18 protein-coding genes are annotated in these 26,629 nt (G+C 50.1%); 6 read left to right on the top strand and 12 right to left on the bottom strand.

All coding sequences use genetic code 11. The annotated features are described in order from the left end of the window. The first annotated feature begins 7 nt into the window (after nucleotides 1-7). Entirely contained in the window at nucleotides 8-952 is a 945-nt protein-coding gene (locus R50912_RS07580; protein WP_042233650.1) for an NAD(P)-dependent oxidoreductase, read from the top strand. A gap of 92 nt (nucleotides 953-1,044) precedes the next feature. On the opposite strand, the gene R50912_RS07575 is transcribed toward R50912_RS07580, so the two are convergent. Continuing rightward, a complete protein-coding gene (locus tag R50912_RS07575) occupies nucleotides 1,045-2,568 on the bottom strand; it encodes a glycoside hydrolase family 43 protein (RefSeq protein ID WP_042233648.1) in 1,524 nt (507 codons plus the stop codon). Nucleotides 2,569-2,936: 368 nt separating this feature from the next. On the opposite strand from R50912_RS07575, the gene R50912_RS07570 reads away from it, so the two are divergent. Continuing rightward, nucleotides 2,937-3,470, top strand: a complete 534-nt coding sequence (locus R50912_RS07570; RefSeq protein ID WP_042233646.1) for a hypothetical protein — start codon at nucleotides 2,937-2,939, stop codon at nucleotides 3,468-3,470. Next, nucleotides 3,463-3,936, top strand: coding sequence for a hypothetical protein (locus R50912_RS07565; protein ID WP_042233644.1), 474 nt, complete (start codon nucleotides 3,463-3,465; stop codon nucleotides 3,934-3,936). Before R50912_RS07570 ends, R50912_RS07565 begins: the two co-directional genes overlap by 8 nt. Nucleotides 3,937-3,958: 22 nt before the next feature. Here the strand turns inward: R50912_RS07565 and R50912_RS07560 are convergent, their stop codons facing one another. The 4 genes from R50912_RS07560 to R50912_RS07545 form a co-directional block, all read right to left on the bottom strand. Continuing rightward, nucleotides 3,959-4,594 carry a serine/threonine-protein kinase gene (locus R50912_RS07560; protein ID WP_042233642.1) on the bottom strand — a complete coding sequence of 212 codons (636 nt, stop codon included), beginning with the start codon at nucleotides 4,592-4,594 and terminating at the stop codon, nucleotides 3,959-3,961. 70 nt (nucleotides 4,595-4,664) lie between these two features. Beyond that, nucleotides 4,665-5,876, bottom strand: a complete 1,212-nt coding sequence (locus tag R50912_RS07555) for a sensor histidine kinase (RefSeq protein ID WP_042233640.1) — start codon at nucleotides 5,874-5,876, stop codon at nucleotides 4,665-4,667. Nucleotides 5,877-6,064: 188 nt separating this feature from the next. Then, nucleotides 6,065-7,108 carry a Gfo/Idh/MocA family protein gene (locus R50912_RS07550; protein WP_042233638.1) on the bottom strand — a complete coding sequence of 348 codons (1,044 nt, stop codon included), beginning with the start codon at nucleotides 7,106-7,108 and terminating at the stop codon, nucleotides 6,065-6,067. 14 nt (nucleotides 7,109-7,122) lie between these two features. Beyond that, the gene (locus R50912_RS07545; protein ID WP_042233636.1) at nucleotides 7,123-8,628 is read right to left on the bottom strand and encodes a DUF5605 domain-containing protein; all 1,506 of its coding nucleotides are present in this window, start codon (nucleotides 8,626-8,628) and stop codon (nucleotides 7,123-7,125) included. Nucleotides 8,629-8,972: 344 nt separating this feature from the next. On the opposite strand from R50912_RS07545, the gene R50912_RS07540 reads away from it, so the two are divergent. After that, a complete protein-coding gene (locus R50912_RS07540; RefSeq protein WP_197073050.1) occupies nucleotides 8,973-10,022 on the top strand; it encodes a LacI family DNA-binding transcriptional regulator in 1,050 nt (349 codons plus the stop codon). Between the two features lie 63 nt (nucleotides 10,023-10,085). Here R50912_RS07540 and R50912_RS07535 read toward each other — a convergent pair whose 3' ends face one another. The 4 genes from R50912_RS07535 to R50912_RS07520 all read right to left on the bottom strand — a co-directional run bounded on the left by R50912_RS07535 (nucleotide 10,086) and on the right by R50912_RS07520 (nucleotide 20,201). Then, nucleotides 10,086-15,800 carry a HAMP domain-containing protein gene (locus R50912_RS07535; protein ID WP_042233631.1) on the bottom strand — a complete coding sequence of 1,905 codons (5,715 nt, stop codon included), beginning with the start codon at nucleotides 15,798-15,800 and terminating at the stop codon, nucleotides 10,086-10,088. Nucleotides 15,801-15,817: 17 nt separating this feature from the next. Then, complete coding sequence (locus tag R50912_RS07530; RefSeq protein WP_042233629.1) at nucleotides 15,818-17,020, bottom strand: ATP-binding protein; 1,203 nt, start codon at nucleotides 17,018-17,020, stop codon at nucleotides 15,818-15,820. A gap of 401 nt (nucleotides 17,021-17,421) precedes the next feature. Continuing rightward, a complete protein-coding gene (locus R50912_RS07525; protein ID WP_081956414.1) occupies nucleotides 17,422-18,837 on the bottom strand; it encodes a PAS domain-containing sensor histidine kinase in 1,416 nt (471 codons plus the stop codon). 77 nt (nucleotides 18,838-18,914) lie between these two features. Further along, complete coding sequence (locus R50912_RS07520; protein WP_042233625.1) at nucleotides 18,915-20,201, bottom strand: hypothetical protein; 1,287 nt, start codon at nucleotides 20,199-20,201, stop codon at nucleotides 18,915-18,917. 398 nt (nucleotides 20,202-20,599) lie between these two features. Between R50912_RS07520 and R50912_RS07515 the strand changes: the two genes are divergently transcribed. Beyond that, entirely contained in the window at nucleotides 20,600-22,468 is a 1,869-nt protein-coding gene (locus tag R50912_RS07515; protein WP_231637799.1) for an ATP-dependent DNA helicase, read from the top strand. An 11-nt stretch (nucleotides 22,469-22,479) separates the two neighbouring features. Here the strand turns inward: R50912_RS07515 and R50912_RS07510 are convergent, their stop codons facing one another. The 3 genes from R50912_RS07510 to R50912_RS07500 form a co-directional block, all read right to left on the bottom strand. Continuing rightward, on the bottom strand, nucleotides 22,480-23,760 hold the full coding sequence (locus tag R50912_RS07510; protein WP_042233621.1) for a bacillibactin exporter BcbE: 1,281 nt from the start codon (nucleotides 23,758-23,760) through the stop codon (nucleotides 22,480-22,482). A gap of 159 nt (nucleotides 23,761-23,919) precedes the next feature. Next, nucleotides 23,920-25,326 carry an amino acid permease gene (locus R50912_RS07505; protein WP_081956413.1) on the bottom strand — a complete coding sequence of 469 codons (1,407 nt, stop codon included), beginning with the start codon at nucleotides 25,324-25,326 and terminating at the stop codon, nucleotides 23,920-23,922. A 68-nt stretch (nucleotides 25,327-25,394) separates the two neighbouring features. After that, on the bottom strand, nucleotides 25,395-25,847 hold the full coding sequence (locus tag R50912_RS07500; protein ID WP_042233619.1) for a MarR family winged helix-turn-helix transcriptional regulator: 453 nt from the start codon (nucleotides 25,845-25,847) through the stop codon (nucleotides 25,395-25,397). Between the two features lie 146 nt (nucleotides 25,848-25,993). Here R50912_RS07500 and R50912_RS07495 point away from each other — a divergent pair, with 146 nt between their 5' ends. Then, on the top strand, nucleotides 25,994-26,449 hold the full coding sequence (locus tag R50912_RS07495; RefSeq protein ID WP_042233618.1) for a GNAT family N-acetyltransferase: 456 nt from the start codon (nucleotides 25,994-25,996) through the stop codon (nucleotides 26,447-26,449). Nucleotides 26,450-26,629: the final 180 nt, after the last annotated feature.

Genomic DNA, 26,629 nt, shown 5'->3' with positions numbered 1-26,629 from the left:
TTTAGTAATGAAGATTCTCATAGTTGGCTATTTTAACGAGACCGCAAAATCAAATATTGTAAGGTATTTTCCGCAAGACTGGAACGTTGTAATTGTCCCGCCCGGAGAAGAAATGCTGCATCATATTGAAGATTGCCAGGTACTCATCCCTGAACATATTAAAGTGGATCACAGCCTGCTTTCTAACGCAAAGAAATTAAAGTTGGTACAGACGGGTGCAGGATTTGATAATGTAGATATCCCTGCCTGTACACAGCTCGGCGTTTGGGTGGCCAATGCTGCAGGAGTGAATGCACAGGCAGTGGCCGAGCACGTAATGGCACTAATATTGTCTTATTATAAAAACATACCGTTTCTTGATAATTTCATGAAAAACAAGCTGGATGAACATCAATTGGACTATGCAGGGAGTGAATTGAACGGCAAAACGATTGGAATTATCGGTTTGGGCGCTATCGGAAAAAAAGTAGCTGCGTTTTGCGGGGCTTTTGATATGAATGTACTGGCTTATGCTAGACATGCTGCTCCTCAATCAGACGGTTTTGTGAAAATGACAGATTTCGATACTCTTCTAAGCACATCGGACATAGTCAGTGTACATGTACCCTTGACTCCGCAAACCAAACAGCTGATCAACAAAGCGGCATTGAGCAAAATGAAGAATACCAGTCTTTTTATCAATACAGCCCGCGGCGGGATTGTCAATGAAAGAGATTTGATTGATGCCTTAAAAAACGGGGATATTTCAGGCGCATGCCTGGATGTGTTTGAATCGGAACCGCTTCCCATTGACAGTGAGCTCCGGAAGCTGGGTAATGTGATCCTTACTCCCCATACAGCAGGGATGCCTGATGGCCGAAAATTTCATAAAAAAAGATATGATTTCTTCATAAATAATATAAAACGTGTAGAAAATGGGGAAGAGCCAGAAAGCAAGCTCAATCAGTTATAATTTAAACTCCAGCGGGGACGGGTGATCCTGCCGCCAGGGCAGCAGTTGCAGGGGTCCATACAGCAGGTCTGCATGGACCCCTGCGCCGTACTCTATACCGCGGGCTGATCCAGCGGCTCATAATCGAACCAGTCGTACGCTGCCGGAGCGGCCAGCCCCGCCCTTGACGTTGCATACATCGCAACGAATACGCCTGTGAATCCACCGGAGATTTCTGTGCTGAGATGATGTGTCTCTCCGCTGCCCAGTTCTATCACCCCGGACTCCGGGCTTTGAACCGAGGCTTCTATGCTCCCGGGCAGCGCCTTAATCCTCAGAATAACCGGTCCGGCCGGACATTCCTCTACATGCTCCACCCGAAGCGAACCGACCGTCCGCCGGAACACGGCGACTCTCCGGCCGTTTGCAGTGCGGAGGACCAGCTCATAATGATGCCTCTCATTCTTATACACCGTAAGCCCGGCTTCTTCTCCTTCATGCTGCGGCTCATAATCCAGCGCTGCGGCTATATTGGCTGTGAAGTGACTAAGCCGGCGGCCTACAAAAGCTGGCGCAGCAGCCTCATTCAGCGTGGCCTCGTGGCCATGCAGCACCAAATGCCCCGGCCGTTCCAGCAGCGACCAGCTTCCCTCTGTTGGATTGCGCAAAAAAGTCCAATCCAGGCCAAGCCCGGTGCCGTCAAAGTGGTCCCGCACAGGCCTCTCCGGCCAGCAAACTTCCGGCAGCAGCGGCGAGTCCATAACCGGCTCAATGTGGCCGCCGTTTCCAATCACCGGCCAGCCTTCAGCCGTCCAGGTCACCGGAGCCAGAAAGGTTTCCCGGCCCAAATGATGCCCCATCGGATAAGAGACCGGTCTGATCCCCAGGCAAAATGCCCACCAGCTGCCATCCTGTGCTTCAATCAGATCCGCATGACCCGTAGCGTGTATGCTGCTGTGCATACTGCGGTTGGACAGAATCGGGTTATGCGGACAAGCTTCATAAGGCCCGTAAGGCTGGCGGCTTCTCGCGATGGTCTCCATATGCCCGTATTCCGTTCCGCCCTCGGCGATCATCAAATAGTACCAGCTGTTAATCCGGTAAACATGCGGAGCTTCGGGATGAGCGCCGCCGGTTCCCTTCCAGATCAGCACACTCTCTGTCAGCATACACCCGGTATCGATATCAATCTCACACTGGTAGATACCGTTCCCCTGCTCACCGTCCCGGGCGGACTGAAAGTAGACGCGTCCGTCCTCATCGAATAACAGGGAGGGATCGATGCCGCTCTGCGCAACCGGGTACGGCTGTGACCAGGGACCTTCCGGGTTCTGTGTCTTAACGAAGAAATTGCCCATTCCGCTAACGTTGGTTGTCACCATATAGAACCAGCCGTTCTGATAGCGGAGCGTCGGGGCGTATATTCCGCCGGAGCTCCCTGCATTCTCCAGAGGTAGCTGTCCGGCCGTTGTAAGGCAGTGTCCAATCTGACGCCAATGAACAAGATCCCTGCTGTGAAAAATGGGTACTCCCGGATAATATTCAAATGTGCTGGTCACCAGATAATAATCGTCACCTGCCCGGCAGATGCTGGGATCGGGATGAAATCCGGGTATTACGGGGTTGGTATATTGCATGGGCCGCGCTCCTGTCCATTTTCAATTAGCTGTAACTATCCCTACCATTGTAAATGGACCCGGCTATATCAAACCTTAATTTTCAAGTCACCCGATTAGGAGAATATAGACATTGCCCCGGGATTAAGAACTTATAAGACTATTCTGCCATCAGTTAAGATCCCGTTAAGAACGTAATAAACTAACGTATACAGAAGAAAAAACATGCAGGCACCAAGATTAAGCAGGATTATATTCACATTCTGGCGGGATATGTGCCATAGCAGACTTTTAACGCCGGTTGCGCTTTTTACAAGGAATAGAACTGCGTGTATGATTCCCTTTAACAACTATGCTGAGTTCCTGTAAGCAGGAGGGAGTCTTGAAGAGTGGCAGAGATACAGACAGCGAAAACCTATTATTTGGGCATTCATCCGTATATGCTGGATCCGGTAAGTCTGGAGTTTTCGAGCTTTGGGGTACTGTGGTACGAAGAGGGCAAGCAACGGTATGTTGTGGGTTACGGATTTGGGACAGACCAGATTGAAACTCTGTTTCACTTTTGCAGATCCTCAGCCTACTTCACTTGTTCGAATGAACAGGTGCTGTACAATATTTACACTAGCATCCGAGTCAAGCAGCAGGAACGTGACTGGCAGACGCGCAAGCGGCTGGCTTTTTGGACAGCCTTCAAGGAACCCTGGAAAAGTATGCCTTGCGGCTGGTATGTCCTCCGGTCCCGTGACAATTTCCCCTTGCATCTGTCTGTTGTCCGTAAAACTAAATATAGTATCTGGCTGGAGCATGCGGCCGTTTGCGAGAATGAAGCCCAGCTTACCGGTTATCTGGCCCGGGTGAAACAAACCCATCATTTAACATCAATAGTGCCTATGGAACTTCAGGAGGGCAGCATCCATGAATAGTAACAAGCTGTCACAGATTGAACTCTTTGCATTTGATACCACTCCTTCGTTCGCCGACAGACCGGTCCGGGCCGGTTCATTATATCTGCTGCTGCGGCTCACTTGGGGAGAACAAATTCATTACGGGGCATGCGAGATCGAGATTACAAGAAGTGGACAATCCTTTGATTTGACGAGATGGGGGGCTCCTCTGAGATGTATTCACCATTCAACAGTGGAGGAGATATTGGTAACCTTGCGCCGCAAGGAGCAGGAGTGGGCAACAGGTCAGCTTGGATTGCTGCAATCCGCCTTATCCGGCATTCTTCAGGTCAGGGTTCCCGTTACCGCGGGGCACGGAGAACATGCGCATCAGGGAAACTCTCATGCCGTCTTTACTCCATACCCGGTAAACAGCCGCTTCCGTGAGTTGACGTTATCCCGCTTAATCGACGAATCGGTCGCCTACTATTCCATCCTCCGGTAATAGAAATAAGTGACCGCCCAGCTTATTCCTTCAACCGCCGCCACAACCGGTAGCCCTTGCGGACGATCTCCAGAATGGGCCGGGGAACCGGAAACATCCAGCGGGAGGCAACAGGCCGGTACAGGTGATAATACGCCTTCTTGAAATCCTCCCACATGCTGCAGTCCTCATCCTTCAGGAAATCGGATATATCTACGATCAGGCCGCGGCCGTCCTGAACCATCACATTCTTGGCGTGGACATCATGCGGGTGGAGTCCGCGGGAACGGGCATAACCCAGCCCACTGTCAATATCTTCTATGGCCTGCGCGGTGATGAGAATTCCCCGTTTCATCGAGTCATAGAAGGTAACTCCTTGCAGCCGTTTCAGGATCAGAAAGTCCGGTCCGCTGTAATTGCATTCGGAGAATGCCGGATGACGGCCGAGGCGGCGGTACACCTCTGCTTCTTCCGCAAGGCCCGGCCTGCCCGGGGCGTACACCTTCACTGCATAATCGGGAGCTTCCGGATGATAGAATACGGCGGCGTAATTCCCTGTTCCCAGCACCCTCCAGGGCTTCGGCACGCTACGGACCTTCACGGGTTCCAGTGGATCAACACTCTCTATCGTTGCTTTTGCCAATAATTCACCCTTGATCCGTTCGATCAGCTTCTCCATTCCACTCACCCCGCAGCTCAGTTCGAAAATTGCTCTATCCTTCTAGTGTACGTGAAAACACCAAAGCTCCCTACTGGGCATTCAACAGACCACTCTTCACACGCTCATTGGATTCGCACACCCACGGCAAAGTAACCCTCACGCTGGTTCCTGCCTGAAGTTCTGAATCTACCCTAATCTGTCCGCCATACATTTCGATTAATTGTTTACAGATGGACAAGCCGATGCCTGTCCCTTTTGGCTTGGTGGTAAAGAACGGATCGAAGATCCTTTTTAATTTATCCGGCGGTATCCCTTCGCCATTGTCTTTGAAGATCAACATGACTTCATGGGTCTCATCCGCAGTGGTTACTGTAATATCTATCTTGCCTTGGCATGCGGTGAAGGAATCTAAGCTATTCTTCAAAATATTCAGGAAGACCTGCTCCAGCTGTGAGGCATTTCCGAAAGTCAGAATAGTTTCATCGGAATAATCCACAGCCAGAATAATATCGCCGCTAAGTATGAGCTGATTCACAATATTGTTTACTCTATGTATAACCTCAATTACATTAAACACTTCGCCGCTATTCTTCGCATGATCCCCTTTCCGCGACAGCATCAGGAAGTCTGTAACTAAGCCGTTCAGCGTATCGATCTCTTTAATTGTAATATCCATATAGGCCCGCAGTTCATTAGCTTTGATCTCAGGCTCGTTAAGCCTATTATTCACAAGCTGGGCGAAGCCCTTAATTGAAGCCAGCGGATTACGGATTTCATGTGCCATGCCTGCCGCCATCTGTCCCATAACCGTGATTTTTTGTTCATGCAGATTGTCGATCTGCTGATTTTTATTAGACAAATAACCTTGAGCGAAGCCGGTAAACCGGGTCCAGTTGGATTCCATCAGCCGATTATAGAAAAAAAGCCGATTCGCCGAATCATCCACAAGCGCTTCAATGGTCCGAAACATCATATTCTGTGCGGTTAAGTTCAAATCTTTGCTCATTTCAAGCAGAATATCAAAATGGTCGCCAAATATCTCTGCAGTATAAGCCCCTTGCGCAAACCCCTCTTGCTCCTGTGTGTGCAGGTACTGCTCATAATCAGAAGGCCCCAGGAACAATGCTTCTATTATAGACATTAAGGTCATAGTGAAGGTTGCATCTAATAATTCCTTATGCGTCTCTATGAACCAGGCGGATTGGGGGTTTTTCATGATTACAGAGTGATAATGAGTGTTCAGAATCATTGAAACTGCCGGTGTTAATGACGAGCGTAACTGATTTTCACTGTATCCCATTTCCATCCTCCCTCTTTGCTTGATGTATTCAATATGTGTTTATATTTTCCTGCTTCAAAATAGAGCAAATCTATATTTACTTCAATTTCAAAATATCTATTTGTATAAACATAGAACACCCCAAGCCTTCCGCTTAGGCGGAGTAGTTCGGGGTGTTGGCAATAATCTATCATGAACACATCACGGCGCTAAAGCTGCTTAAAATGTATAACCCTATGTTCCTCAGCGCTTCTGTACGTTTCGAATACTAGCTCCAGCGTCTTCAAATTGTCTTCTCCGCTCGTCTGGAATTCCCCGCCCGTGTTCAGGCAGTGAATGAAATGAGACTGCAGGCGGTAGTGGCTCTCTTCGAAATCAAGACCGTTATTCTCCGAAGCTATAGTCTCCTCACCATTGTTATCAATCACGCTGATGGTGCCGCTGCTGTATAGCTTCACTGTTGCCTTATCTCCCTCGATGATCAGCTGCTCCAGATGATTAGGCAGCACAGGTGCCGTTAGCTTGCCCTGCAGATTCTGCCGGGTCGCCCAGCTCATATCCATTAAGCCCATATAATCCTCATATCCGAGGGTAATCAGTCCCGCATCCTCACCTGTAATGTACGGGCTGATCCGTCTCATCTCCGCATACAACCGCTTAGGATCTCCAAACAGGAACCGCCATGTATCATACCAGTGAACGCCCATCTCATAGAACAGCAGCTTCGGCATCTCCCGGAAGAACGGCTGCGGAAGCTCATTCTCCGGTGCAAACCGCGGCGAATAATAATCGGTATGAATATAGCGGATCATCTGTAAGTCTCCGGCTGCACCGTCAGCAAGCAATTGCTTGAGGATCTGGACCGGCTGCAGCCAGCGCCAATTCTCTGTGACCATCAGCCGCACCTTCGCAGCCTTGGCGGTTTCAACCATGCCACGGGCTTCTTCGATGGAACGGGCAAACGGCTTCTGGCACATGATATGTTTGCCTGCCCGGGCAGCTGAACCAACTAACTCCGGATGGGTACCAGGCGCAGTAATTATATCTATCACATCTACATCTGCAGCAGCCAGCATCTCATCCAGCGTAGCGTACAACTTACCGGTGGGAATACCGTATTCCTGTGCTTTTCTATGCAGCCTTTCCGTATCTATATCGCACAAGCCTTGAATCTGAACCCCGGGGATACGCTGCCAAGCCTTCAAATGCTTATCGGACCAATACCCCGCACCCACAACACCTATCTTCCACATATCCTTCACCTCTACTAAGATGTCCCTAACTGCTGATTGTCTCCATAGAGACGCGTCATTCTCACCGCCATGTAAGTCCGCCCGGGCAGGCCGATCCGGAAAGTGCCTTCATAGCCGCCCTCCAGTGTCTCCACGGTCATGTTCCAGGTATCGAGCAGCTCAACCGTATAACGGATACCAGGGTTCATCTTGAAATCACGGAACATAGGCTGATTAAACCCGAAATAGAACAGATAATATTCATCTTCAACCCCGGCACAAGGCAGATCCCACTGGGAAGGCAAGGGGTTCAAGCCCCCGGCAGGTCCTTCTTCCAATACACGCCGCAAAAACGCAATACGCTCAGGACTGGTTCCGTAGAGCTGGCCGCCCTTGGCCCACCAAAGCTTGTCCTCCGGATGCAGATAGGTTTCACCGTGCCCCACATATCCTCCGCGGACGAATCCTTCCCAGAACCGGCGGGTCATTTCTTCTCCGGTAATGTTCCCCCAGCCGTGTTCGATGTTGCCTTCATAAGCACATTCGTCGATCACTACCGGCTTGTTCCATTGTTGTCTCCATTCGTCTGTATTCTCAGATGTCTTGTATACGTCAACACGCTGAATACTGCAGTGGGTAACCCAGGGTTGGCCAAAATCGTAGAATATCGAGCCATTGTGGTTAGAGATCAGATGCTGATAAGGATCATTGTCTGTCACGATTCTGGCGTATCGCTCCCAGTCCTCAAGCGTCTTGTTTCCCATGAAATCATATTCATTCGCAAGAGACCACCAGATATTGCGGTAAGCCGAGAGTCTTGCCACGAGGTAATGAAGATAACGGTCATCCGCTTCCTTGCCCATATCAGCATATCCCCAGCGGTCGTAGGGATGGAATAGAATAAGATCTGCTTCGATGCCAAGTGCGCCGAGGTCGGCAATCCGCTCCTCCAAATGCCGGAAAAATGCCGGGTTAAATCTGCTATAATCCCAGCCATCCTGAGGCGAGCCTTCGAACGGATAATACACTGGCTCATTCGAGTTGTAGGAATATGACTTAGGGAAGACACACATTCTTATTTTGTTGAATGAAGTCGCTTTCAAAGTTTCCAGAGTCTGCTGTTCCATCTCTTCTTCCTGGTGGGTCCATGCGTAGCACGTGGTTCCGACAGGAAGATACGGCGTCCCGTCTTCATAGGCAAAATGAAAGGTATTCCTGACGCGGACCGGCCCATGATTCCCTGCACTTGCCGCAGAACATTCGAAGGCTCCTTCAATTCCGTGAAGAGAGGGTTCTGAGCTGCTTGTCCGGAACCCCCACTTCCCTGGGCTGCCTGGCATGAACCGGATGCGGTACACACCCTCCCCGTCATAGAACCCGGAAGTTTGAATTGAGCGCTCTCCGAGTGTAAATTGTGCATGTAATGAAACATCCGTAAACGGATTTCCCTGTACTGGCCCTCCATGCAGTACAATTTCACATACTCCCCATTGGAGGACCGGGTTTGGGACCGAAATAGAGACACTCCCTTGAATAGTCATAATACCTGCTCCCTTCAGCATGAAACATTAGATAAATAACGATCAATATAAATAACAAAAAAAGAACTAAACAAATACTAAACAAATTTAACATAAACCAATATTGTTTATATAAAATAATCCTACACTACGCAAGCAAACTTCGTCAATAACGTTATTTCTCACTATGAAAAGTGGTTTAATCAGCTCTAAGATCAACTAAACAAAGCTAAACACTCCACCATAACCTATGAGCTTCTATCAACTCGCCCGATCGATCCCATAAGAAATCTGTCCAATTGCTAAATTTAATATCTTCCCTTACACTAAACATACTTAACATGCTCAGAATGGAGGAATATCCGTTGAATATGGAGGAGCTTGCTAAACTGGCCGGGGTCTCCAAAGGAGCCGTCTCTCTGGCGCTGAACGGGAAACCAGGGGTTTCACAGGATACACGTGAGCGTATTCTCCGCCTGGCCAAAGAATTAGGATATTCAGGTAAAGGACGGGCGGCGCCTGCAGATCCGAACGGCAGATCCTTGAGATTCCTGGTGTTCACCAATGCCGGGCTTGTCCATGAGCAATATTATCAGCAGCCTTTTTTCCGGGAGCTCATTCATCATATTGAAGAGCGCTGCCGTATGGGCGGTTACAGCCTGATCTTCTCAGCGATCGAAGAGAAGCACTATGCGGAGGGAATCCGGACGATTATGGAGGAACGGACCAGCGGAGTTATTCTTCTGGGCACCAATTTAGGGGCTTCCAGAATTGCCGATATTGCGGACAAGCTGCCACACCTGGTCGTCCTGGACACTTGCTTCGATGCGCTCCCTGTCCATTTTGTGGAAATCAATAATTACATGGGGGCTTATCAGGCAGGGACCTATCTGGCAGAGCGGGGACATCAGAGAATAGGTTATATCGCTTCCGAGGAACGGATACATAACTTCGATGAGCGGCAACGGGGATTCATGTCAGCAATGGCTGAATATCATGTGGAGATATCCCGGAGCAACATTCTGGCGGTGCCCCCAACCATGTTCTCCTCCCAGGGGCCGTTGCTGGACAAGCTGCAGCACTTACGGGAGAGCGGACAGCCCTTCCCCACAGCTTTCTTCTGTGAATGTGATTATATTGCCATCAGCACCATGAAGGCGCTCAGCGAACTGGGCTTCTCGATTCCGGATGATGTGTCTGTCATCGGATTTGATAATATCAACGAAGCTCTTATCGTGACACCGGAGCTGACTACTGTTCATGTAGAGAAAGAGCGGATGGCTGCATGGGCTGTTGATCTGTTAACCGCTGCCATTCAAAGGCCGTCTGCCGTCACCACCAAGGTCAAGGTCGATACGCTGTTTATCGAAAGATCATCCTGCCTGCGGCTTGAACCCTCCCATCATTTTGAATAAAATAGGAGCCTGATCCAAGCAGCCTTTTTCATGGCTTTGGAATCGGCTCCTGTTTGATAAGTCTTAGTTATCGTTATCCAGCCATGTACGCATCATAGATAACAGCTGCGCACTGTTGACCGGTTTGGTAATGTAATCCGAACAGCCTGCTTCGAGGCATAGCTCCCGGTCTCCCTTCATCGCTTTCGCCGTCAGCGCAAGAATGGGGAGGTCCTTGAATTCCGGCTTGAGCCGGATGGCACGAGTCGTTTCATAGCCGTCCATCCCCGGCATCATGATATCCATCAGGACAATTTCGATGTCCGGTGTCTGTTCCAGAAGAGTGATGGCATCCTGGCCGTTCTCCGCAGGGATGACCTTCATCTGATGACGTTCCAGAATGGAAGTGAGTGCGAAGATGTTCCGGATATCATCATCCACTACAAGCACTTTTTTAGACTCAATCATTTCATCCGAGTGATGCAGCTTAACCAGCTTATCCTTTGAACCGGACGGCAGGTTCTCCGCCTTGCGGTGCAGGAAGAGGGTCGTTTCATCGATCAGCTGGAGATTCGATTTCACCTCTTTGAGCACCGCCATTTTGACCAGCTCATCCCACTCACTTTCTTCCGCCGGTGTTAGCTTCCTGCTCATGTGGACCAGGACGGGAATCCTTTTGTTCTTGGCGTTCTTGTACATATCCCGGATAAACCGGATGAGATTCATCTCCGTCAGGCCGCTGTCCAGCACCACACAATCGAATTCTTTGGTGTTGATCTGGTTCAATGCTTTGCGTGCCGTGTCCACTGCCGTGAGACTGATATCAGCGTTGCTTAACAGCTCAATGATTTGCTTGCGCTCTTCCTCATTCTGGACCGCCACCAGCAGATTTCTGGTCTTCTGATCTGCAAACTGGTTCAGACGGTCGAGCGCATTCTCCAGCTCTTCATTGGTTACCGGTTTGCGGAAGTAATCATGAGCGCCCCGCTGTAACAGCAGTACCTCATCCTCATCGACCGTCATCACACAGACCGGAATATGCCGCACCTCAATATCGTTCTTCAGCTGCTCGAGTACCAGCCAGCCGTCGGCGTCTCCGCCGAGATGCAGATCGAGTGTTATAGCAATCGGCTGGTACTTATGAACAAGCTCCAGCACATCATAGCCGCTGGATGTAATCACGGCTTTGATTCCTTTTTTGTGGAGCAGATCCAGCATAATTTCATTGAACTTCTGGTCATCCTCAATAATCAGGAAGACACGGTCTCCCGGCCCGATCTGATCCCGGTCATCAAGGAACGTGTCATCTGCCGGCTTAGCCAGAGTACTTCTGCGTTTGGATGGGGTGATATCGATCACCTCCGGAACATGTGCCTTGGGGATCTCCGGCTCGGTGAATTCCGCTTCAGTGGGCAGGTACAGATTAAAGACGCTCCCTTTGCCCGCTTCACTGTACAGGGTGATTTCTCCGCCTAGCATCTCGGCAATCTCGCGGGATATGGCAAGACCCAGGCCTGTCCCGCCGTATTCCCGGTTCGTGCTGCCATCCGCCTGCTGGAAGGCTTCGAAGATAATCTGCTGCTTTTCAGGCGGGATACCGATTCCTGTGTCGCTTACAGAGAAGCAGATCACTGTTTTGGCCCGCGTCAGCGATTCATTCTCCGGATGCCAGCCCTCGCCTGCTTTGCGGATCTGCAGCATGATCTGCCCTTGCTCCGTGAACTTGAAGGCGTTGGACAGCAGGTTCTTCAGAATTTGCTGCAGCCGCTTGAAATCCGTTGCTATTCTGGCCGGCACACCGGAATCAATGATGATCCGGTAGTCCAGCTTCTTGGCATCCACCATATGGCGGAAGGTACGGTCCAGCCCGTCTGTCAGCTCTGCCAGAGAAACCTCGCTGTAATCCGGCGTAATCGTGCCCGATTCGATTTTGGACAGATCCAGAATATCGTTGATAAGGTTAAGCAATTCAAGTCCGGAGTCCTGAATGGTCTTCGCGAACTTCACCTGAATCTCATGAAGATTCTCATCCGGGTTCTCGGCCAGCTGTTCTGCCAGGAGCAGCAAGGAATTCAGCGGGGTACGCAGCTCATGAGACATGTTGGCCAGGAACTCGGATTTGTACTTGGACGTGAGGGCAAGCTGTTCCGCTTTCTCCTCCAGGTAACGTTTGGCTACCTCTACCTCATGGTTCTTGCTCTCGACTTCCGCCTTCTGCAGCACCAGCAGCTTCGCTTTATCCTCAAGCTCGTCATTCGTACTCCGCAGCTCCATCTGCTGCTTCTGGAGCTCCTCGGTGAGCGACTGTGATTGGATCAGCAATTCCTCCGTACGCTGGTTTGCCTGCATGGTGTTGATCACAATGCCGATGGATTCGGTAAGCTGATCCAGGAAGGCAATGTCGATATCACTGTATGGACGGAAGGTAGCCAGCTCCAGAATCGCCAGCACCTGATCTTCGAATATAATCGGCAGCAAAATAATATTAAGCGGTGTGGCTTCTCCCAGTGCGGACGAGATCACTACATAATCACCCGGTACGTTGGTAAGCAGGATGCGCTGCTTCTCAATCAGGCACTGGCCGACCAGCCCTTGCCCGGCCCGGAATTCATTCGCCAGATGCTTGCGGCTCTGGTAAGCATAGCTGGCGAACAGCTTCAGAACCGCTTCACCGCCGGACGGTTCATTGATGTAGAAGACCCCATGCTGCATAGATACAAGCGGAGCCAGCTCGGACAGGATCATGCGGCTCACCGCGTACAGATCTCTTTGCCCTTGCAGCATCCTTGAGAATTTGGCCAGGTTGGTTTTGAGCCAATCCTGCTCAGTATTGATACGGGTCGTCTCCTTCAGGTTCCGGATCATTTCGTTAATATTGTCTTTGAGTGTCGCGACTTCTCCGGAGGCGGATACGTCGATGGCCCGTGACAGATCGCCATTCGTTACCGCCGTGGCAACATTCGTAATGGCTCGAACCTGCGTGGTAAGCGTACTCGCCATGTAGTTAACGTTGTCGGTCAGGTCACGCCACGTTCCTGCTGCTCCAGGCACACTGGCTTGTCCGCCCAGCTTCCCTTCGGCGCCTACCTCCCGCGCCACCGTGGTCACCTGGTCGGCGAAGGTCGCCAGCGTCTCGATCATATTATTAATGGTATCGGTCAGCTCGGCGATTTCGCCTTTGGCTTCCACGGTCAGCTTTTGCTTCAGATTACCGTTCGCAACAGCCGTCACAACCTTGGCGATCCCGCGCACCTGATCCGTCAGATTGGTCGCCATAATGTTAACGTTGTCGGTCAGATCCTTCCAGATCCCCCCGACGCCGCGCACCTGGGCTTGCCCGCCCAGCTTACCGTCTGTACCGACCTCGCGGGCCACACGGGTAACCTCGGAAGCGAATGAATTCAGCTGGTCCACCATCGTATTAATCGTATTTTTCAGCTCAAGCAGTTCGCCTTTAACGTCTACCGTAATCTTCTTGGACAGATCGCCGTTCGCTACCGCTGTCGTAACACCGGCAATGTTGCGCATCTGAATGGTCAGGTTGCTGGCCATGTAGTTGACCGTATCGGTCAGATCTTTCCAGGTACCAGAAACATCCTTAACTTCTGCCTGCGCCCCGAGCTTGCCGTCCGTGCCGACCTCGCGCGCTACACGCGTAACCTCAGAAGCGAAGATCGAGAGCTGGTCCACCATGGTGTTGATCGTATTCTTGAGCTCCAGGATTTCACCTTTGACATCTACGGTAATCTTCTTGGACAGATCCCCTTTGGCTACCGCCGTCGTAACGTCCGCAATATTCCGCACCTGGTCCGTCAGATTCCGGGCCATATTATTTACGCCTTCGGTCAAGTCTTTCCAGGTTCCGCCGACGCCCTTCACCTGCGCCTGTCCGCCCAGTTTGCCGTCTGTACCTACCTCGCGGGCCACACGCGTCACCTCAGAGGAGAACATCGAGAGCTGGTCCACCATTGTATTGATGGTATTTTTGAGCTCCAGGATTTCGCCCTGGACATCGGCAGTGATTTTCTTGGACAGATCCCCGTTCGCTACTGCCGTCGTTACAACAGCAATGTTACGCACCTGATTGGTCAAGTTCGAGGCCATATAGTTTACACTCTCGGTCAAATCCCGCCAGGTCCCGGCAACGCCTTTAACCTGGGCCTGTCCGCCCAGCATGCCCTCGGTACCGACCTCACGTGCCACACGGGTAACCTCGGAAGCGAAGGTAGAGAGCTGCTCTACCATCGTGTTAATGGTGTTCTTGAGCTCCAGGATTTCTCCGGTCGCATTTACCGTGATCTGCTTGGACAAGTCGCCCTTGGCAACCGCCGTTGTCACTTCAGCGATATTACGTACCTGATCGGTCAGGGTACCCGCCATAAAGTTCACACTGTCCGTTAAATCCTTCCAGGTGCCGGATACCCCCTTCACATCTGCCTGACCGCCGAGGATTCCTTCCGTAGAGACCTCCCGCGCTACCCGCGTCACCTCGGAGGCGAAGTTGCTGAGCTGATCCACCATAATATTGATGGTGCTCTTCAACTGGAGAATCTCGCCTTTCGCATCAACGGTTATTGTCTTCGATAAGTCGCCCTTAGCGACGGCGGTTGTTACTTCGGCAATGTTGCGCACCTGATTGGTTAAGTTCGAGGCCATGTAATTTACGCTTTCCGTCAAATCCCGCCAGGTGCCGGATACGCCTTTGACATCCGCCTGTCCGCCAAGGATCCCTTCCGTACCGACCTCACGCGCCATCCGGGTAACCTCGGAAGCGAAGGTCGACAGCTGATCCACCATCGTGTTGATGGTGTTCTTGAGCTCCAGAATTTCGCCCTGGACATCGGCAGTAATCTTCTTCGACAGATCGCCGTTTGCGACCGCTGTGGTCACAACCGCGATGTTACGCACCTGGTTGGTCAGGTTGGAGGCCATGTAGTTTACGCTTTCGGTTAGATCCCGCCATGTACCCGATACATCCTTCACGTCTGCCTGCCCGCCAAGCTTACCCTCCGTGCCAACCTCTCGTGCTACACGAGTAACCTCGGAAGAGAACATGGAGAGCTGATCCACCATGGTGTTGATCGTATTTTTGAGCTCAAGGATTTCTCCCCGTGCATTTACTGTAATTTGCTTTGACAGATCACCGTTCGCCACAGCAGTCGTTACCGCCGCAATATTACGTACCTGATCCGTGAGGTTAGTCGCCATGTAATTTACGCTGTCAGTTAAGTCTTTCCAGGTTCCCGATACCCCTTTGACATCTGCCTGGCCGCCCAGAATCCCTTCCGTGCCGACCTCGCGTGCTACCCGGGTGACCTCGGAGGCAAATGTGCTGAGCTGATTCACCATCATGTTAATATTGCTTGCCGTCCGCTGGAATTCACCAGTGAGCGGTCGTCCTTCAATCTCCAGCTCCACCTTCTGGGACAGATCGCCTTTGGCTACGGCGTTAATTACCCGGACCATCTCGCTGGTCGGCTGAATTAAGTCAATAACCATCCCGTTCAGCGAATCGGTAATGGTCTCCCAGGAGCCGCCCAGATTCTTCTGCACGAATCTGCGCGACAGATTACCTTCTTTACCGACCACTCTGGCTACTGTCTGGACTTCATTCACCAGACTTTCCTGAATATCCATGATCTCGTTGAAGGTATCCGCTACCTTACCGGCTATTCCTGTGCGGTCATAGGGCATTCTGTGGGAGAAGTTTCCTTTCTTCATCGCCATTAAGGCGTTGAGCAATTCGCCGGCATCAATCTGATCCCCGCTTATCTCTTTGCTTTGGTTCTGATCGCTCATAGTATCAACCCTGCCCCTTATGCATTATTTACTTGGAATTGTTTGACTGAAATGGTAAAAACAAAGGTGGCGCCAGGTTCAATCGACGGTTCTACCCGGATGCTGCCGCCCATTAATTCAACTAAAGATTTGCTGATCGATAATCCCAGCCCCGTGCCTCCGAACCTGCGTGTTGTAGAGGCATCCAACTGGGAGAAGGGCTGGAACAGTTCGTTTATCTTATCCGGGGGAATTCCGATCCCCGTATCTTTAATTATAAATTCAAGCGTAAGCGTATTCGCCTCTTCGGACAGCTTGTTAACCCTTATGTATATACTGCCTTCATGGGTGAATTTCACTGCATTGCCCACCAGATTATTCAATACCTGACGGAGGCGGGTCATATCTCCCATTATATAAGTCGGAACCGAAGGATCTACGGTCACAGCCATCTCCAGATTCCGTTCCCTGGTTTTGGCTGTGAACAAATCAATCGTTTCAGTCAGGCAGTCCTGAAGGGAGAACGGCGCCGCTTCCACTTCCATCTTTCCGGATTCAATTTTGGAATAATCGAGAATAGGATTGATGACCGAAAGCAGTGCATTGCTGCTCGTGTGGATAATTCCCGCCATCTCAGCATATTCTTCCGGCAAATCGGAGGTGAGCAGCAGATCAGACATGCCTATGATTCCATTCAGCGGAGTCCGAATTTCATGGCTCATCATGGCCAGAAATTCTGATTTCGCACGGGATGCGATTTCCGCCGCTTCCTTGGCCTCTCTGAGCTCCTGATTCGTTTTCTCCATCTGCTTCGCTTGTTGCTTGAGCATGTCGCTTTGGATCTGCAGGGTTTTGTTAGCTTCATACATGCTGACATACCCTTCGATTTTGGATTTGAACAGCTGCGGGACGAAGGGCTTCGTCATATAGTCCATAGCTCCGACTGAATGGCCTGCGAAGATATCCTCCATTGCATTGCTGGTCGCAGTCACAAAGATGATAGGCACGTAATTGTTTTTCTCCCGGGTCCGGATGAGGCGTGCCGTCTCCAGCCCGTCCATTCCCGGCATTTGCACATCCATGACGATGACGGCAAATTCTTCTTCCAATAAACAGCGCAAAGCCTCTACCCCGGAATATGCCCGAAATAGATGGTAGGGTTCTCCGCTTAGAAGGGCCTCAATGGCAAGCAAGTTTTCGGGGTGATCGTCTACGAGAAGGATGTTGACTGGGAAATCCATGAGGACCCTCACTTTCCGACTTGTGGCTTGCTGACGTTTATATTTCGAAAATATAGCTTATATACCCCTAATTTCAAATAACGAAACTCGACTTTCCCCAGCCTTTGTCGCCGGTCACATGTATGTTTCCCGGCGTTTTGTCTAATCAATCTATATTTCCAGAAAAGAAGGGACTTTTTTTGAATATATCTTTGGAGGAGCCAGATCTTTGACCGGATCGTCAACGTCGGAATACTTGAACATGTCAGCCGGGTTAATCCCGGTGTAACTTCCGGCTCAAAGATCTAGAGAATCTCCGTCAGTTTGGAATCACCAAAGGTGTCAGTAAAATCAAAAGAGCAGTGAGGTCTATTTCCTGACCTCCTGCTCTTAGGGGATGCTATGTATGTACACTCTAATCATTAAAGCACAGGCAGAATAATCTCAACTATCGTCCCTGCCGGCAGGTTCGTCAAGAATTGGAGAGTCCCCTTGTGATTATGTATGATTTTCTTGCTGATCATAACACCAAGCCCATTGCCTCCCGGTTTGGTCGTAAAGAACGGCGAACCGATCTGGCTAATAAGCTCTGCCGGTATGCCTGGCCCATTATCCGTGATGCGAATAACTCCTATATTCCCCTCACGGCTCAGCTCTACGGTAATTTCTGCTCCGTGCGGACTTGCTTCTATCGCATTTTTCAGCATATTGATAAAGACCTGCTTCAGCTTGTTGTCCGCACATCTAAGAAGCAGTCTGTCGAGGTCCGTGTGCATAATAATTTCGTTGTCTGTCAAATGCGCCTGGGCATTCAGCAGTACGACTACTTGGCTTAACAGCTGGACCAGATTACAGTCTGACATTTCTGACGGCATCTCCTTGCCCAGGAGCAGCAGTTCGCTGATAATAGAATTAATCCTGTCCACTTCAGATAAAATTATCTCGTGCAGCTCCTTATTCATCTTAGACTGGGAATAGAGCAGTTGGACGAACCCCCGGATACTGGTCAGCGGATTGCGGATTTCATGTGCAATGCCTGCTGACAACTCACCTATCATGGACAAGCTCTCGTTATACCTCAGGAACTCTTCGGTTTTCTTTCGCTCTGTCATGTCACGGGTAATCGAAATTACCATTTCCCGGCCATTCAGCTTAAACGGCTTTGCACTGATCTCCACCGGGATCTCCTTGCCGTCTTTCGTTACCTGAACCCATTCGACGAACATCCCTTCTCCGCTAAGAATACACCCAAACGTCTTGTCCACCTCAGGCACCAGCACCTCCGCAGCGATGGAATAAGGAGTCTTGTCCAGCAGTTCGCGGCGTGTATAGCCCAGCATCCGGCAGGCTGCTTCATTCACATCCAGGAACTTCGAGGGTTTGCCCCCCTCATCCTGTTCATAAATGAAGATAGGATCATTCGCTTCATTAAAAAGTTTATAATATTTCAGCTCTGAGAATTTGATCTCCGTTACATCCCGCAGCACACATACATAAGCCGTAATGCGCCCTTCCAGATCTTTTACAGGAGAGATGGTTATTTTGACACTGATCAGCTCACCGTTCCGTTTAATCCGAAAGGTGTCGAGGGCAAACAGCCGCTGCCCCTGGTCAATGAAAACATACATCTGTGCAAGCTCGTTCCTAAGCACCATAGGGACATGCGGGAAATCGTACTGGTTCAGCTCCTCCATTGTCCAGCCGTATAGCTCGACGAAGTTTGAATTGGCGTAACTCACCTTTTTATCAGTGCCTAGAATGTAAATCGGATCCGGACTGTGTTCGGCAAAGGAATACAGCGAATAATGCATCTTGTGATGAACGGAAAAACAACTCATATAGCAGCTCCCGCGGCCAGTTTATTTTCCATCCATGGTAACATGTTGTCTGGAACTTATCTGTGACAAAAGCAGGCCTATGTCTGCTGATAATTCACAGCTGTGATCAGGCAATCCCTGCACAGAAATGCATAATAGATTCCCTCGCTGTCCTCTGCTTGTTCCATATCCATCTGCGCGATAAATTCCATGGTCTCCGAGCAGCATGGGCATGCGGGATATTCCGCATCCTGAATCCAGGTCGGATGTCCCCCGATTTGTGATGCCGGCGCCTCAAGCATCCAATGTGCATTTTCATAGCTGCCTGCCGGCTGTTCCGACAGCTGCATACAATGCCATGCCGGTTCTTCCAACTCGCTTTCGTTATCAGGCAAGTAGTCAGGAACAGTATTATATTCGCTCCATGCATAGCCGCCATCCAGATCCACTTTCATAAACACGGTGCCGTAACAATTACAGTGCAAACAGGCGGCAATTCTCAAATATCGGCCGGAGAGCTCCATAAACTGGACTAATGAATTGTGCAAGTCGTAATCAAAAATAACTGTCAACTTACTTCTGCACCATGGGCAGGAATAGGCTCCTGTCTGTAAAGTCTTCACCGCTGAAAGATCCCGGGATACTCCCTTATTGTCTTCCCCGCACACTTTAAAAAGGTAACTTTCCGGGTGAAACAACAGCCTCTTTCTGCCTCCGGCATCTAATTCCCAGCCCGCTTCGTGAGCATAGGCTTCCGGAGACTGGTATAACTCTGAGGCCCACTCCGGCGGCGACTGCCTCCATTTCGCAAACAGCCGGGCCACCTCTTCATCGCCAATCCAGGCCAGCGCCAGCAGCAAGTGATTACGATTTACCGGATCGCGTTCCACTTGATCCATGAGCTGATCACGTATAACGGCTCCTGCGTCCTTATAGAGAATTGCAGGATAATACTTGCCTTTGCGAAAAAACACCTCAAGCCCCCGCCCAATCCGGGTGTCTGTATAACAGGTAAGCGACAATAGAATGGTTTCCGCCTGGTCAAAATCCTCTTCCTCCATTAAGGTAACCGCGTAAGCCACCAGACGCTCCCGTCCGCTTTCCGTCAGCTGATGATAGAGCTCCTTCGCGGTCTTGGGATAGGGTACTTCTTGGATAAGAGGGTTGTATTTCCGCGGCTGGTGCATGATTTTAAGAATTTCAACCAAATCCCCTACACCGGCATACAAATTAACCTCTTTGCGGTTTTGCTCAATATATGCCTTCTCCGCAAGCGTAAGCTTCCTCTGATGACAAGGCATGCAGATTCCACCTGTTTTATGCGCCGTTGCAGGAAGAATGGTCGCCTCACAGCCCGGAGTCTGACAGGGCAGACGCTCACTCATTGTATCTCTCCTGTTCTGTATAAGTCCGCAGACTTAGATTCTTGTCCCATTATATGTTAATACCCGAAATATAATCGCCCTTCAAGTGTGCAAAACATCTACTTCTTGTAGTGTATCTGAAAAGGTTAAAGGTGTCCAAAATCCATTAAATTACATTCTAACCCTTGACTGTTAGCGCTTCATCTATGATAATAACAACCTCACCCAAATAGATACGGGACAGGCACATCATTGATTATAGAAAAGGGGCGGTCGTTATCAGCTGGTTAAATGATCTCTATAAATTACAGAAGCGGGAGCTGAAAAAGGACATCGAACCCGCTCTGGTCAATGCCATCTTCCGGATGTATGACCGGTTTCCCCGGATCGGCCTCACAGAGAGGCTCGGCCAGCAGGATATGTCTCTGGATATCGCGGATGCTTATGTACATAGCCGCAATGCGATGATTGAGGCCGGAGTCGGCATCGGCAAGTCTTTCGCCTACCTTATACCCGGCCTGCTCATTAACCAGATCTCCCGGCAGCCGGTCGTTATTGCCACCTCCTCCATCCAGCTCTCCGAACAGATCCATAAAGATCTGCGGTTCATCGGCAGCCGGCTCGGGTTCACTTCGGTCCGCTCCGTAGTAGGGAAAGGGATGGGGCAATATGCCTGCCGGTATAGGGCTGCTGAACTATACAAGCCGGATGCTGCCGCTTCCCCCCTGTCTGCGCTTGCCGAACGTATTGTGAATTACGGGATCGATGAGCGGGCAGATATTGAGGGCGGTGTTAGCGACGCGGTGTGGTCCGGTGTTTGTGTGAATGATTGCAAATTTGAGCAATGCCATTACCGTAGCACCTGTTCGTTCTACGAGATGAGGGCCAAAATTAATGCCGGCCCCGGCGACATGGATTTCATTATCGTTAATCAGGACCTGCTTATCCGTGACCTGATTAAGAAGAAGGAAGGAACCAAGGGCTTAATTACGGAACGGCCGGCGCTGATCATAATAGATGAAGCGCATAATCTCGAAGCAAAGGTCAGAGATGCAAGAACGCTCGAATTCACCTTCCGGGGAACCTGCCGCATACTGGAGGACGCCCTACAGATTCTTTTCAGGCAATCCGCAGATAAGGGGCTAATGGCACAGTATAAATTCATAAAAAGATGCGCCGGAGATATTTTCAGACAGGTAGAGGCGGATCTGCTGCACACAGCCAAGCAGGACAATGACCGGATCAAAGTATCGGAGATTACAGGAGTCCCGCTGCAGCGGGGAATTCAGGTATTGAAAGAGTTCAGTCTCAGCCTGTCCGTCTTCACTTCCCGGCGTGAGCGGGAGATTGACAATGCTTTTGAAGCCATAAACGGACTTATCGACCTCTTTGCTGTACTCGCCGGAGCGGAGGACAACTATCTGATCTGGGCAAGCCATACGCGGGGGGAGAGCACGGTCAGTATCTGTCCCAAAGGTATAAGCCAGTTCCTGAAACACAGCTTGTTTAACGGGAAGACCTCTGTCATCTTAACGTCAGCAACCCTGTGCCAGTCCGGAGATACGCTGGAGGAACAATACGCTTATCTGACAGAGTCTCTCGGATACCGGGGAGATTATATGGAGCGCCAGGCTTCACCATTTGATTACGATAACCACACCCTGATGTACATTGCCAGGAACGTTCCCTACTATAACCACAACAACCGGGAAGCCTATCTGGAAGCAGCGTACAAGGAGATGCTGAGACTCTGTAATTTGACGGACGGGCGGACACTGGTGCTTTTTTCGGCAAAAGAGGATATGAAGTACATTCATAAGAAGCTAAGCGCCGAGAAGCTTAATTGGGCGCTGCATGTGCAGAGGGAAGGCTCGTCCCAGGACGGGATAATCGCTGAATTCCGGGCCAGTAAAGGCGTTTTGCTGAGTACGGGGGTATTCTGGGAGGGCGTAAATATCGCAGGCTCCGATTTATCGCAGTTAATTGTGGTCAGGCTCCCCTTCCCGGTTCCTGCCGATCCGGTCTATGAATATAAGGCCTCCTTGGCCGGGGACCCCTTGAAAGACGTATTCGTCCCGGACATGCTGCTCCGGTTGAGACAGGGCACCGGGCGTCTGATCCGCAGTGAAACGGACCTGGGTGTGCTCAGTATCCTCGATTCCCGTCTGTCCGCTGCAGCCCATAAGGACTACCGGGATAAGGTGCTGGGAGCTTTACCCTTCAAGCGTGTTACCGAGGATTTCAGGGTGCTGGAGAAGTTTGTACAGGAGAAATTTGATAAAATTTGATATCAACCGCTCTAACGGACACGCTGGCGCATCGGATTTCCTTTTTTAAGCTTCATGCTGGTTTGCTTCAAATTGTTCTCGCCTCCAGCCTCCCCTTTGCTTGGAGTAACAGCGAAAAAGGACAACAGTCCGCCAGCTGCCCCTACGGCTGCCATAGTGCCAAATAAGACCCAATGCCCCCGGTTCATTAGAAGGGACACGACCGGCGGGCCCAGCGCAACCCCGATAAACCTCATGCTGCTGTATAAGGAAGTGATTGTTCCACGGTTCTCTTTGTCTATTCCCTCCGTAATCAGCGCATCCATGCAGGGCAGAACCACACCAATCCCAACTCCGCTTAAACTTAAGAAGCCTACCATGAAATATATATTCTGGCTAAAGCCTGTGATCAGCATGGCTGTAGTAAGCACCGCCATACCTCCGAAACCGATCCATTTCATTAACAGCTTATTTTTGCCGATGATTTTGCCGCTTCCGTAGGAGGCCAGACACAGAAGTGCAAGGGGGATGGCCAGTACAAACCCCTTGGAGGCCCCATGCAGGTTATACTCCGACTCCAGCGTCTCCGATAAATAGAATAGCACGCCGAAGGTTGCGAACATACAGATTCCGCCTATCGCAAATATGGCATACAGCCAGCGGCCCCTTTCATGCAGGATTTCTTTGATGCCGGTTAAGAATTGCCCAATGCTTTTCTTTTCGGCCTTCTCCTCCGACTTGGGTTTCTTCACCAGAAATACAACAAGCGCAAAGGAAATCATACACAGGACTGGAATCGCGATGAAGGGTGCATACCATAGCAATGTCCCGAGATAAGCACCAAGGATTGGACTTAATACTTTACCGAAGGTGTTGGAGGTCTCAATGATTCCCAATCCTTTACTAACCTCTTTCTCATCTTTGAACAGATCGCCTACAAAGGGAAGGACGATCGGAAAGGCTCCTGCGGCTCCAACCCCCTGGACTAAACGCCCTCCGAGGATGACCCAGTAAGCAGTGACTCCGGTTAAGAACCAGGCAGCGGCAACACAAATAGCTCCGCCTATGGCTGCAAGGAAAAGACTGGGTAAGATAACGATTTTTCGCCCATAGCGATCCGATAAGTAACCGGCAACCGGAATCATCAAGATCGCAATCAGGCCATACACCGTGATGATCATACTGACCTGAAAAGCAGTGATACCAAGCTTTTTGGAGATCTGCGGCAGAATAGGCAACAGCATGGAATTGCCAAGTGTCATGATTAACGGAATGGAAGCAAGTGCAATTAATGCTCCTTTTGAACCTTTCATGGCGAACCACCTTCTTTGTAATCACATCCTGCTTATTGTGGTTCCTACGGCATTATTTAATACACCTAAGTTTAAAGCACACTCCACATATATAGAAGGCCCGCGAGCTTTCGCGGGCCTTCTTGGTGGCTGTCCTTTATCCATCTTTACCGTTTATTATTAAATCTTGTTTTTGCGCAGCCTGATCCCTGTGATCTGGAACTCAGGACCGCCCTGCAGAGAATGGGATTCACGGGTACCGCCTTTTTTGCCGCGAAAGTGTTGAACCATCCAGTCACTCAGCGCAATCAGTGAAACAATCAGCAGACTGATGTAGAAGCCCGGGCGGCTGAGCGTATGAAACAGTGTCCCTGCTACAGCAGCCGCAATCAGCACCAGGCCTGTCCAGCGTTTCACACCGCTGAGAAAACTGGGCTTAAGCAGCCGGCCGGCTGAGAGCAAGATAAAGGACCAGTTATACAGGATCATGAGGCCCGCAGCCGTGGTAATGTATTCATATACTTTTCCCGGCAGCCACAATGACATCATGATAGCGCCTATCAGACCGGCAGCAATCAGACATAGGGCATAGAACGGATATTTATCCTTCCATTTCTTCGAGAATAACTTCGGTGCATCGCCTTCCTGCGCAAGAGTGATCATCATCGAGGTAATGGCATACAGCGAGGCTGTCATCGTAGAGAATCCGGCAATGATCAGCACCCCGTTAAACAAATGCGGCACAAAGGCCAGATGATCACTGCGGAGTGCGAGAACAAAAGGACTTTCTTTCGGGTTGAAGGCGCTTAACGGCACCATGATCACCGCAAGTCCAATCGACAGGACATACACCCCAGCCAGACCGAGCAGCATGACCTTCCCCGCTTTTGGAGCCTCCTCAGGCTTCTTGAGCCTGTAGGACATAATCCCCAGCACCTCAATGCCGCCGTAAGCATAAAAAGCAAAAATAAAGGCAGACCAAAGTCCGATGCCCCCTGACGGAAACAATGCCTTATACCCAAGGGGTACCTTCGGTGTGAACTTCCCGCCGCCGATCCAGCCTGCCAGAAGCGCAGCAGCAATCACAAGAAACATTAGAATCGCCGCCACTTTGATGACAGCCAGTATATTTTCAACCCGGTCAAATCCCTTATTCCCAAAAAACACAATCAACAGGCTCACTGCGGCAAACCCGGCAGCAAAAACCCACATCGGTACGGCCGGAAACCAAAAACGCGAAAAGATGGATAACGCTGTGAGTTGGCTTCCCATAATCAGCAGCTCCGAGAACCAATATACCCAGCCGCTTCCGAACCCTGCCCAGCCGCCGAAGGCTTTCTTGGCATAGGACCGGAAGGAGCCCTGCTCCGGATGTTCCGCCGTCATCCTTGCCAGCGCATCAAATACAACGTAGGTTCCGCCAGCCGCTAAAATGTAGGCCAGCAGCACAGCAGGACCGCCAATGGAGATGGCCAGTCCCGAGCCCAAAAAGTATCCGGTTCCTATAGTCCCTGCTATGCCCAATAAACTAAGCTGCCACCATTTAAGCTTCTTGTCTTCTCCGGTTTTACTGGAAGTTTGCTTCATGAATTCTGTCCTCATCCTGATTAGAATTTGAGAGTTCTCATCTCTACAATTCCCCTCGGGCGGATAAATTAGTACTCTCTTTTATTCCCCTTCTTCACATACTCCCATTCGACCTCAATATTTTTCCGGACTCTCTGCAGAAGCTGATACAATAGTTCTGATTCTTGTCCGGAGAATCCGGCTAAGGCTACCCTGTCCGTATGATCCCCTTCTCTCTTCAGAAAAGAGTAAGCCTGTTCACCCTTTTCAGTTGTAAACAGCCTGTTTATTTTTTTGTTTGATTCATCATCCTTCTTCTCAATGAAGCCTTGGACTTCAAGCTTCTGCACTGCACGTGCGGCAGTTGTCCGGTCTACCTTGATCATTTCGGACAGCTTCTCCTGAATAATTCCCGGGTTCTCATAGATACGGATGAGATATAAATACTGCCCCTTAGTAAGATTTAATTCCTTGAATTCTATATTACTTATAGAATCCAGTGCCCTCGCAATCATTCCAACCTCACGAAGTATCTCTTTCACTTCATCACCTGTCCGTCCAATAATGTTGTATTTACAACAATAATGAATCTATATATACTAATGAATATCGTTATTTCATTATGGCGTTTTTGGCACAAAAAACAAATGCAGAATGAATCGTCATCTTACATTCAGGAGTGAATAACATGGAGATTAGAATCGATAATTTGACTGGAACTGAAATCATAGCATTGATCAGCGAGCATTTACAGAGCATGTTTGAGCAATCCCCGCCGGAAAGTGTACATGCACTGGATTTGGACAAATTACGGACACCGGAAATCACCTTCTGGAGTGTCTGGGAACACAGCGAATTGTTAGGTTGCGGGGCGCTTAAAGACCTTGGGGACCATCATGGTGAAATCAAATCCATGCGGACTTCTGCCAGGCACCTCAGAAAGGGTGTCGCCTCTGCAATGCTTGCCCACATCCTTAAGGAAGCTAGAGCGCAGGGCTATGCGCGGCTGAGTCTGGAAACCGGATCGACGGAAGGCTTCGAGGCGGCCCGGAAATTATACGAGCGATTCGGATTTGAGACCTGCAGCCCGTTTGCGGATTACATTGAAGATCCTTACAGTGTGTTTATGACCAAGACATTGTGAATACTGCTGCTTCAACGCAGAACAAAATCACCCTAACAATTGAATTAAGCTGGAGCTATGCAACTTATGCAGATTTTAAGGGCACCTCAAATTGCTCTATTCTGACTATTTTTGTTTGGAGCAGCCTCCAGCGGGAATGAGGGGATGCTGTGGGATTGCTGGCACCAGAACCACGTCGTC

This window comes from Paenibacillus sp. FSL R5-0912, assembly GCF_000758605.1.
Lineage (GTDB): Bacteria > Bacillota > Bacilli > Paenibacillales > Paenibacillaceae > Paenibacillus_AQ.
The sequence above is the reverse complement of the archived record's forward strand: the minus strand, read 5'-3'. Positions and strand labels throughout refer to the sequence as shown.